We start from the raw sequence: 450 nt of genomic DNA on the forward strand, positions 1-450 counted from the left end.
AGGCGATTATGACAGAATCGATAAGGCTCAACAGAATCGGTACGGTCTTTTCCGGGCTCTCGTTCCCCGTGTCTCCGTCCCGTGTGACCAGCGAGTACGGAGATCTGACGGTCCGACTGGCCGACGGTTCGGTCACCGTGGGCGAGGTGATCCAGCAGTCTGACAGCGATCGCTTCACTTCGAGCGACGACCTCGAACTGGAGTTTCTAAACCTTCTGCCCAGATCGGCAGTCGGCGAACCGTTCCAGTCCGACGGCGACGCGTAGGCGGCGGAGTTACCGAAAAGCGGCTACGGCTATCGAAGAACGGCTACGGTTCCTCGCCCACCAGGCGTTCGACCATCCGCTCGGGGTCGAACCGCTCGATGTCGTCGTAGCCCTGTCCGACGCCGAGGAACAGGATCGGCTTGCCCGTGACGTACGCGATGGAGATGGCCGCGCCGCCGTTGGA

At 62.0% G+C, this 450-nt stretch carries 1 protein-coding gene and 1 pseudogene; one reads left to right on the plus strand and one right to left on the minus strand.

Translation table 11 applies throughout. From position 1 onward, the window contains the following. On the plus strand, window positions 1-266 hold a 266-nt coding region (locus tag DEQ92_RS22715; protein ID WP_199522990.1), incomplete at its 5' end, for a DUF5789 family protein. A 43-nt stretch (window positions 267-309) separates the two neighbouring features. On the opposite strand, the pseudogene DEQ92_RS22720 reads toward DEQ92_RS22715, so the two are convergent. Then, window positions 310-450, minus strand: a pseudogene (locus DEQ92_RS22720) (signal recognition particle-docking protein FtsY); the annotation flags it as partial.

Origin of the sequence: Haloferax sp. Atlit-6N (assembly GCF_003383195.1) — an archaeon.
Lineage (GTDB): Archaea > Halobacteriota > Halobacteria > Halobacteriales > Haloferacaceae > Haloferax > Haloferax gibbonsii.